10 protein-coding genes and 1 pseudogene are annotated in these 8,813 nt (G+C 67.9%); all 11 read right to left on the bottom strand.

What is annotated here, in order from left to right; genetic code table 11:
- Window positions 1–199: pseudogene (locus HUW62_RS43245) on the bottom strand (t4-like baseplate wedge); the annotation flags it as partial.
- A 137-nt stretch (window positions 200–336) separates the two neighbouring features.
- Window positions 337–1,218, bottom strand: coding sequence for a hypothetical protein (locus HUW62_RS43240; protein WP_176437772.1), 882 nt, complete (start codon window positions 1,216–1,218; stop codon window positions 337–339).
- Window positions 1,219–1,378: 160 nt separating this feature from the next.
- Window positions 1,379–1,762, bottom strand: a complete 384-nt coding sequence (locus HUW62_RS43235) for a GPW/gp25 family protein (RefSeq protein ID WP_176437771.1) — start codon at window positions 1,760–1,762, stop codon at window positions 1,379–1,381.
- Window positions 1,763–1,772: 10 nt separating this feature from the next.
- A complete protein-coding gene (locus HUW62_RS43230) occupies window positions 1,773–2,447 on the bottom strand; it encodes a hypothetical protein (protein ID WP_176437770.1) in 675 nt (224 codons plus the stop codon).
- Between the two features lie 8 nt (window positions 2,448–2,455).
- Window positions 2,456–3,034 (bottom strand): phage baseplate assembly protein V, encoded by a 579-nt coding sequence (locus tag HUW62_RS43225; protein ID WP_176437769.1) that lies wholly within the window; start codon window positions 3,032–3,034, stop codon window positions 2,456–2,458.
- A 9-nt stretch (window positions 3,035–3,043) separates the two neighbouring features.
- Window positions 3,044–4,327 carry a contractile injection system protein, VgrG/Pvc8 family gene (locus HUW62_RS43220; protein ID WP_176437768.1) on the bottom strand — a complete coding sequence of 428 codons (1,284 nt, stop codon included), beginning with the start codon at window positions 4,325–4,327 and terminating at the stop codon, window positions 3,044–3,046.
- Window positions 4,324–4,665 carry a hypothetical protein gene (locus tag HUW62_RS43215; RefSeq protein ID WP_176437767.1) on the bottom strand — a complete coding sequence of 114 codons (342 nt, stop codon included), beginning with the start codon at window positions 4,663–4,665 and terminating at the stop codon, window positions 4,324–4,326. The genes HUW62_RS43220 and HUW62_RS43215 overlap by 4 nt, the downstream gene beginning before the upstream one ends.
- Complete coding sequence (locus HUW62_RS43210) at window positions 4,665–5,177, bottom strand: peptidoglycan-binding protein (protein ID WP_120616993.1); 513 nt, start codon at window positions 5,175–5,177, stop codon at window positions 4,665–4,667. The genes HUW62_RS43215 and HUW62_RS43210 overlap by 1 nt, the downstream gene beginning before the upstream one ends.
- A gap of 14 nt (window positions 5,178–5,191) precedes the next feature.
- Window positions 5,192–7,876, bottom strand: coding sequence for a phage tail tape measure protein (locus HUW62_RS49750; protein ID WP_176437766.1), 2,685 nt, complete (start codon window positions 7,874–7,876; stop codon window positions 5,192–5,194).
- A 3-nt stretch (window positions 7,877–7,879) separates the two neighbouring features.
- On the bottom strand, window positions 7,880–8,071 hold the full coding sequence (locus HUW62_RS43200; protein WP_176437765.1) for a hypothetical protein: 192 nt from the start codon (window positions 8,069–8,071) through the stop codon (window positions 7,880–7,882).
- Window positions 8,068–8,811 carry a hypothetical protein gene (locus HUW62_RS43195; protein WP_255203966.1) on the bottom strand — a complete coding sequence of 248 codons (744 nt, stop codon included), beginning with the start codon at window positions 8,809–8,811 and terminating at the stop codon, window positions 8,068–8,070. The genes HUW62_RS43200 and HUW62_RS43195 overlap by 4 nt, the downstream gene beginning before the upstream one ends.
- Window positions 8,812–8,813: the final 2 nt, after the last annotated feature.

Raw genomic sequence — 8,813 nt, 5'->3', positions numbered from 1 at the left:
CCTGGTAGAAGCTGAGGACGTCGCCGATGAAGGCGTACATCTCCAGCAGGACGTTGCCGAAGCTGGCGACGTCGAAGTCGCTCCAGTCAGGGAAGACGCTCTTCGTCAGCGCCACGAGGCGCGCGCGCAGGGCGTCGAAATCTCGGTGGGTGTAGTCGGTGGATGCGGGAAGAAGTGGCACGTCGGCGAAGGCCTCCACCGGGAGACAAAGGCCTTCGGCCCACTTCTTTTGGGGGACATGGGGACATCGCCTGAAACTAGGTCGTCTAGGAGAGTCCTGGCTGCTTCCTGACCTTCGGTGCCTGCTGCACCGTCCGGAGGCCGGACGAGGGGCATCTACCTTCGTCGCCGTGCTTCTGGAAGCAGGGGGAGCGGCTCTGTCGTTGCGTCCACTACCCTGACTTCATGCAGTTGACCGTTCCAGTCCGCCACTCCAACAAACAGGAAGTTCTCGCCGCGACACCTCGGAACACTGTGGATTGGAAATGGCTCAAGAAACTCCCTTTGCGATGACGCGATCAGGTCAAATGAGTCGAGAGCAGGAAAACAAAACTCCGACACAACTCCCGTGGCATGGGCGGGGAGACTTGAAAACTTGTTGCTCGCCTTCTGCTCTGCTCGTCGAATCGAGAACTCGCGAGCCTGTTGAATCGTCTCGCCCCTTGCGGCGTTCCATACTTCTACGTCGAGGAACACCTCCTCGCCATTCAAGGAGTAATGAACGTCGGCAGTCTTGTTGCCGGTTCCAGTCGGGCTCTCGAATCTGTGGATTTCCGCTCCTTCGCGACACAGTCTGAGCGTGCGGTCGGCAAGAGCGATGACCGACCAGAACGATGGATCTGCCGCGTCGTTTTCGCGGAAGCGAGAGCGCCACAGTGGCTCAATCACCTGAGTCACTCCACTGAGTGTACCTACCCTGCTGAGGAACTCTTCAATGCGCCCAATCGTGTGGCGCGCGACCTTCTGTGCTTCTGGCCGCGCCTCTTCGGAGCCAATCAGAAAGAGGGCGAGTGGCAGGGTGAGGTTGTGACCGAATCGAACGGTTCGATAATCCTCGAAGTGGAGCGATGCATCGGGGGACAGCCTTGCATTGCCATCTCGAGGATAGCCGGTGGGAACGCGCATCGCGAGCTGAGGGAACTCGGAGAGGCCTCTCTCGATTCGGGAGTAGAACTCTTCTTCGGACGGAAGTGACTGGCTCATATCGTAATGCAGCATGAGACCATCGGGCCTATGCACGGTCTAGGTGCAGTCGTCGGAATGAGGAGCTGGCTCCATCAGCTCAAGGAAACTCTTCGGTGGCGACCGACCAACAGGGTGGTGCTTGGGGATAGGGCTCATGATCGAACGTGCGTGAGGAGACGCCTTCGTCTTGGCCCTAGAAGTCGCGCGGGGAGACATCCAAATCCGCCGTCGTGTCACCCTCGCGCACGCGCACACGAAGCGTCAGCGTGGCTGCGTCCTGCTCGACGCGGACCTGCACGAGCTGGACGCCAGGCAGCCAGCGCGCGAGAGCGTCACGGACGTACACGCGCGCCAGCTCCGCCAGCACGGTATCGTTGCGCTGGTGGCGCAGCCGCGAGAGGCCCGCGCCGAAGCTGGTGCGCCAGGGCAGCTCGCCGGTGGAGTGGGGTGTGGCACCTTCTGTCAGCAGCACCTGCCGCACCTTCGAGGCGAGCAGCTCGGCCCCGCTGCCCACGGCGAAGTCCCGCTTCCTGTCTCTGCGGAAGGGGACGAGGAGATTCTGGCGGGCTCGACTCATGACGTCCTCCTCAAGGAACGGGGATGGCTGCGCGCACCTGCTGCAGCGTGCGGACGATGGCATCGAGGGGGGCAATGGCTTCTTCCAGTGCGCTGCCCTCAAGGCTGGAGAAGTCCGGCACCTGGGGGCCGCCCACCAGGCCGAGGAGGACGTTGAGGAGGGCCATGAGCTGGGAGAGGGCCGCCAAGGCCTTCCCGACGTTGACGGCCTCCTGCGCGACGTTGGCCTCCGCGCAGCCGGCAACCGCCAGGAGTCCCGCGTCTCCAAGCTGGGCGGCGCGCAGCCGGGCCTGCGCGACGCTCGACAGGCGCAGTTGCAGGTGGAGGAGCTGGCCACGGGCATGGCCCAGCTCGCCGAGGACGATGTCGATGACACCCACCACTGCGAGTGGCACCGAAAGCTGAGGGACGAGGCGAAGCAGCTTGGACACCTTCTCGGCCAGCTTCGGCAGGGCCGCGGCGATGGCTGTCGGGTCCGGCGGAGGGCCCAACGCGTCAGGTATCGCCTTCACGACTTCGACGAGGGCCAGCACCGCGCCGATGATGTCGAAGAGGGGCGTGAGCGGCGCGAGCGCTGGCTGGACGGCCTGCAGGAGTTGGTGGTGCTGCAGGGTGGCGCCGCCGGGCAGAGTGAGGGTGGGCGCCTCGGGCAGCGGGGGGATATGGATGCAGATGGGCAGCGCCATGGGCTTCCTCAAATCGGCTCGGCGATGGGGCGCACGACACGCCCGGCGATGGTGACCTGAGCCGCCTCCAGGGAGATGGCGCCCACTGCGCGCAGGGTGAGGGCGGTGGTGGCCTCCAGGGTGACGGTGTTCTCCTCCGCGTCGAAGGTGAGGCAGTCGCCCGTCTTCCGGTTGGTGAGCTTCAGCTTCCTCTTCCCCGCGGACTCGTTGAGTTCGACGCGGAACGTGGGTGTGGCGAGGACGCGGTTGTCGGGCGGAGACACCTGGGCTTCTTCGGGCACCTCGCTCTGTCCGCCCGGCTTCCCCCAGTGCGCGCTGAGATAGTAGGGGGCGTCGATGTCGCCCTGGTTGAAGAAGACGGCCACCTCGGCGCCCACGTGCGGCACAGCGAAGAAGCCCGTGTCCTTGGCGCCGCCCCCGGAGGTGCCCAGGGGCCAGGCCCAGGCGGACTCGGGCTCGAGGACGCCGGGGATGCACACGCGGACGCGGCCGAGCTGTGCCTCGTCGTCGCGGCTGGTGACGTAGCCCACGTACATGCCAAGCAGGCGTGTGTCATGGGCGAGGATGTCGTCGTCGAAGGTGCTCATGGTGGCTCGCTACCTGGGGAGACTCATTCCGGCTTCGGGGTCCTCGACACCGATGGGCTGTCCGTCACGGCGGTACTCGATGTACCGGGTGCCGGTGTCCCTCTCGAATGCCTCGACTTCCTTCAGTGCCCCAGTCGTCTCGGGTGCACTGGTGTTGGGCTGTCCGCCCTGGGCCTGGCCCTGCTTGTCGGCGCTGCCTTGCTGACGCTGCCCCGTGCCGTCACGCGACAGCTTCAAGTCGGTGGTGTAGCCGGAGGAGGAGAGGACGTGCTTCGCCTCGGTGACGTAATACTTCCCGGACAGGAAGCTGGAGATGCCGCGCACCTCCACGACGGACTTCGCGCGCAAGCTGGGGTTGCCCACCACCTGGAGGGACAGCTTCACCGTGCCGGCTTCCGCGCGTCGGAAGCGGGCCTCGGACTCGCGCTGGGCTTGGGCAGGTGTCGATGCCGAGGTGGGCTGGACGCTGGTGGTGCTGTTGCGGAGCTGCAGCGACGTGGTGCCCGTGCGCTTGTCCACCACCTCGAGGAAGTCCGCGAGGGTGGTGCGCTCCACCGTGGCACTGCTCGCCTGGGCCTCAATGTTCTTCTTGGCCAGAGCGTCCCGGCCACGCACGTCCACCTTGCCCACTCGGCGGCCCAGCTCCGACTCGACGTTGACCGAGAGGATGTCGCCCCGGCCTGCGTCGGCGTACCACCACAGCACATGGGTGGGAGCGGCGGCCTGGTTGCGCGGGCCGAAGGTGAGGCCCCTGTCGTCGACGTGGAACTGGAACTCCTCCCGCGCGGCCAGGCGCCGGAGGAACCTCGCGTCCGTCTCCCCGGCCTGGTGGATGGTGTCGAAGGACTCTCCGGTGTTCTCGACGTGGATGGAGTCCTCCTCATAGCCATACTCGGAGGCCACCTCGCGCACCACCTGGGCGCGCGTCTTGCCCTTCCAGGTGCGCGTCTTCGCTTCGCGGTGCATGAGGGCGCTGAGGGCCTGTCCCTCGACGGTGAGCACCTGGAAGCCCTTCAGCTTCTTCACCACCACTCGTCGCGGAGGAGCCATGAGCCCCGGGTAGCCCCAGGACACCTCCAGCACCACGCCGCCCACCAGCTCCGCCCTGTCGAAGAGGGACAAGTCGAAGTTGTCCAACTGGAGGGACAGCTTGTCGGCCTTCGTCGCGCTGTCCTCGAAGGCGAGGCCGAGGACGCGACCCTCAAGAGAGAGGGGCTCGCCGCCGCGGGCCCTCTCGTGTGCCAGCAGCGTGAGGCGCACGCCAGGCGCAGTCCTGTCGAGGGGCCGCGTCACTCGCTGGCCCTCCGCCGCTGCTCGCTGAGGATGGCGTCGGTGAGGACGCGTAGCGAGGGGATGTAGACGCGCCGCCCGGCCTCCAATTCCAGCGTCGCGTCGATGATGGGCTCCGGCTGGAAGTCGGCAATCGCCCACCAGAAGCCGCAGGCGCGCGGGAGTGGCGCGAAGTAGCGGCCGGCCAGCCCCCAGAGGGAGTCGCCCTGGGCGACGAGGTGGACGCGCGTGTCCGCGTGCGGCTGGAAGCCGTAGGGGACTCTCTCGGTGAGGAAGAGGTGGCCAGCCTCGTCCCGGAGGCCGAGGGAGAAGGAGTAGCGGCTGCCGGCGTGAGGGGCCACTACGGCACCTCCTGGCGGAGCTGCTCGGAGGTGACGCGCGTGTCCAACACCTCCTCGAAGGTGACGGTGGCGGTGTAGACGAGCACGCGGCCATCGACGGCGAGCTGGCGGTACTGGAACTCCACGCTGGCGACGACGCACTCCACGGTGAGGACGCCGGGCCAGAGGACGAGGACGCGCGGTGGCGCCGTCGCCAGCACACCCTCGGTACCCGCCGGAGGCACGGTGAGCGCGCGCAAGAAGGCGCGGAACGCCATGATGTTGGACGTGTCGGCCTGCTGCGTGGCGAAGAAGGCGTCGAGGTAGAACTCCACGCCCGAGAGCTGCCGGTTGGAGGTGCCCTGAAACTGGAGCACCTGGTGGGAGAGTCCCGGCACCGTCAGGCGGTTCCAATTCACCTGGCACTTCTCGGTGAGCTGCGTGGGGTTGAAGAGGCACTCCATGGCCTCGCCGGTGAGGACATTCACCAGCACGCAGCGAGGAGGACGGGCGAGGCCAGCAGCGAAGGACACGCGGGGCCTGCCTTTCAGTAAGACGCCATGGGGGAGAAGCTGCGGGAGGCGGCGTCCCTCTCAGCGCGCGCCGTGGCCTGGGCAAGCACTTCTCCGTCCACCTGGACACTCACGAGGACGGGCGGGGCGGAAGGCGCGTCCGGCTGCGAGGAGAGCACCTCTGCCTGGGGCAGCGAGGCCTGGAGGGCCGCCACCGCCGGCATGGACGAGGACTCCAGGGGCCACTCCGCCGGCAAGGTGGCGGCCGTGGAGGCGACGGGCGCCGGGGCCGAGCCGGGGGAGTCCTCGAGGCCGAAGGCGACGGACAAGTCCCGGTGGAGGCCCAGTCGAGCCGTTCGCAGGGCTTGCTGGAGGCCGGTGTCCGTGCCGAAGAGGCTCGCCACCGCGTCCACGACGCCGAGGATGGCGCCCACCAACTCCAAGAGGACGCCGGAGATGGCGTCCACCACCCCGAAGACGATGAGCTTCAAGCCCGTCCACGCCTCGGCCCAGTCGCCGGTGAGGATGCCACTCAGCGTCAACACGACGCCCCAGAAGACGTCGACGATGCCGGAGAAGGCTGCCAGGGCCGCGTTGAGGATGCCCCCCACCACCGACACCACGAGGGAGACGGCGGACACCAACACGCCCACGACGGTGGTGATGTTGCCGATGGCAAACCCAATGGCTTCCCCCATGAGCGTCCACCCACTGGTGCCCTGCTGCACAGCGGAGGTGGTGCCAAAAAGGCCCGAGAGCGCCCCACCGAGGACGCGGCCCAGGTGCGCCAGGCTGCCCAGGAGGACGTCGACGCCGGCCTTCATGTAGTGCCATTGCCCGGCCAGGCCCTCCGCCACCTCGGCACCGGCCGTCATGCCCATGACGACGAAGTCGAAGATGCGGGCGAGGGCGCGGCCCACCGTGGCCCCCGCGTCGCCGAAGGCGGCGAACTTCGCGGCGGCCGTGGCTGCGTCGTCCCTTTCGGAGAGGAAGCCCAGCGCCTCGCCGACCCGCTGCAACGTCGTCTGGAAGGTTTCGAGGGTAGGGCGCGCGGCTTCGAGTCCGGAGGAGAAGCCGTCGGCGAGGCCCGAGAAGAAGCTGTGGAGGCGATGGCCCCACAGGTAGAGGTTGATGAGGAAGTCCTTCAGGCCGGCGTTTTCAGCGCGGCCCAACTCCTCGCGCACCGCCCCCGAGAAGCCGCCGTCCTCGAAGAGCTGGACGAGGCCGCGGAACGCGAGCGTCACCTGCGCCTGCACACGCCGTGCGAAGTCGCCCAGGCCACCGAGGTTGTGACGGAAGGCGTAGGCGAGGCCGGCCACCGCGACGCCCAGGAGGACGACAGCGCCCACGGCTGGAAGCACCGTGGCCAGGAGGCCGCCCAGCGTGAGGCCCAGCACCTTGAGGCCCACCACCAGCAGCGCCAGGCCCACCTGCCCGGAGACGACGGCGCCGACGAGGGTGATGATGCCCCCGGCCGCCAAGGTGAAGGCCGCGAGGGCGCGCTTCACCGGGCCAGGCAGGGCCTGGAAGACGCCCAGCACCTGCTTCACAGCGTCGGCGACGAGGGCGACGAGAGGCTTCAACACCTCGTCGAACGGCTCCCCCAGGACGATGGCCAGCGCCTTCATGCGTCCGGCCAGCAGCTTCGTCTGCCCCTCGTAGGTGTCGAGCATCTGCTTGCGGAACTTCTCGGCCGTGCCCCCTGCATTCGTGAACTCGTCGCGCAGGTACTCGAGGGCCGCGCCGCCGCGGACGACTTCGCCGGTTTGTTTGCGCACGCCGTCGGTGAGCTGCTTGAGGATGGCATTCACGCCTCCCAACGCCTCGCGGCCGAACGTCTTCAAGAGAAAGGCGCTGCGCTGGGCCGCCGTCATCTGCTCGAGAGCGGGGGACAGCTTGTCGAGGATGCCGAGGAAGCTGAGGAAGTTGCCGCCCGCGTCCGTGACGGCGACACCGACGCCGCGCAACTGCTCCTGCACCTCTGGGTCCGCCATGCGCTCCATGGCGACGGCCACGGCGGTGGACGCGCGCTCCACGCCCGGGACGACATTCTTGACCAGGCCCAATGCGATGAGCGTCTCGGGCAACTCCTGGTTGAGTGCCTGCGCGCCTCGGGCGGCGGTACCCAGGGCCAGGGGCAGCTCATCCGCGCTGAGCGCGAAGACGTTGACGGCCTGGAGCATCTGGTCGACGGAGAGCGACGCCTTGTCGGTGGAGATGCCGAAGGCCTTCATGGCCTGCGACGCAAGGCCCGCCGCGCCCTGGGGCGTCAGTTCCCCCAGCGAGCCACCGGCCAAATCCAGGACGGGTTTCAGCAGGTCCATGGCCTCCGCGGCGGTGAAGCCGGCCTGGGTGAGCTCGCGCAAGCCCAGCACGGACTCGGTGGGCGTGAACTGGGTGGAGAGGCTTGCTTCGAGGGCGGCGTCACGCAGCTTCTGCAACTCTTCCGCTGAGGCACCGGAGACCGCGCCAACACCTGCCACGGCCTGCCCGAACTCGCCTGCGGCGTTGGCCAGGGAGAACGAGGCGCCGATGGTGACCGCGCCGGCCGTGAAGAGGGCCATGGCGACGCCGAGGCGTTGGAAGGCGCCTTCAATCCGCGCGGTGCCCAACCCCACGCGCCTGTCCAGGCTCATGAAGTTGCGCTCCACCCCCTGAAAGGTGCCGGAGGCCAAGTCCCGTGCGGTGAAGACGAAGCCCAGGCCGACGTTGTTGAGCACGCGCTACCTCCGCTTCGCGGACTTCTCCAAGGCCTTCGCCTCGCGACTGCGTTGCTGGCCGATGCGCTCGAGGAGCCAGTCCCTGTCCGAGGTGGGCAACTCCAGGGCGTCACCGAGGGGAGCTGCGAGGCCGCTGCCTCCGTGCTGGCGCCAACACAGGTTGAAGAGGCCCTCGCGCCACGTCTCCAGCGTCACGCCGGGGAAGAGGTGGAGCGCTCCCGGCGCCTCGCTGTCCGGGCCTGCCCCGGAAGGAAGAAGCCCCGGTCGAAAGGGAGCTCCACCTCCTGGCGCATGAGGCACTCGGGGCACTCGACTTCGAGCGTCGTGTCCACGCCGCAGTCGACGGCGTCAAACTCGTCAACGAGGAAGTCCGCGTCGCGCAGGCTCAAGTCTTCGAGGAAGCGGCGCTTCTCGCGCGCGTCCACGCCGTCGACGTCCAGCACCCGGTAGGCGAGGACGGAGGACAGCAGCTTCTCCGGCGCCGCGCGCTGGAGCTGCGGCAGGCGCCGCTCGTCCTCCCCTGTCAGCAGCTTGAAGCGCACGCGCTTGCCAGCGTCGGGCAGCGTCGTCTCGAAGCGGTTGCCGGCCATGAAGGCCGCGCGGCTGGCGTCCGAGAGAACTCGCACCGGCAACTGCGTCAAGTCCAGCTCCCAGTCGATGCGGGCCCGGCAGGCCGCGTTCTGACAGGGGACGGCGAAGACGTACTCGGGGCCGTAGGTGTGGACGCGCACCTGGAGCAGGGCGAAGAAGCGGTCCCCCTGCAGCACCTGGCCCCAATCCACCTTCCCGTCGGCGAAGGCGTAGGGGCCTGCCTCCAGCAACTCTTCCCAGCACGCTGAGAGCAGCTCATCCACCTGGCCGCCGCTCTTCGCCAGCTTCCTGTCCGCGAGAATCCGCTCCTCGCGCACCTTCATGCCGCGGATGCGGCCCGTCAGCC

It is taken from the genome of Myxococcus sp. AM011 (assembly GCF_013372595.1).
In the GTDB taxonomy this organism is placed as follows: Bacteria; Myxococcota; Myxococcia; order Myxococcales; family Myxococcaceae; genus Myxococcus; species Myxococcus eversor.
The sequence above is the reverse complement of the archived record's forward strand: the minus strand, read 5'-3'. Positions and strand labels throughout refer to the sequence as shown.